At 64.3% G+C, this 401-nt stretch carries 1 protein-coding gene; it reads left to right on the forward strand.

Features of this window, described 5'->3' with window-relative positions:
* On the forward strand, positions 1-401 hold a 401-nt coding region (locus NG653_RS14660), incomplete at both ends, for a hypothetical protein (protein WP_252742458.1).

Raw genomic sequence — 401 nt, forward strand, 5'->3', positions numbered from 1 at the left:
AGCACCACGGCGGCCAGCAACCCGTATGACAACACGATCAGCGGGCTGGCGGCCACCAACGTACAGGCGGCCATCGACGAGATCAACGCGGCGGCCGGCACGGTGTCCCTGACGGACAATGGCGACGGCACGTATGACTTTACGGATGCCGGCGGGAATGTGACGACCATTGCCGACACCTCGCTTTCCACCCTTGTGGACAACGGTGACGGCACCTACACCTACACGGATGAGGGCGGGGCCACGCAGGTGATCAGCACCACGGCGGCCAGCAACCCGTATGACAACACGGCCAGCGGCCTTGCGGCCACGGACGTACAGGCGGCCATCGATGAGATCAACGCAGCGGCAGGCACCGTTTCCCTGGTGGACAACGGGGACGGCACGTATGACTTTACGGA

This window comes from Robiginitalea marina (genome assembly GCF_024006985.1).
Classification (GTDB): Bacteria; Bacteroidota; Bacteroidia; order Flavobacteriales; family Flavobacteriaceae; genus Robiginitalea; species Robiginitalea marina.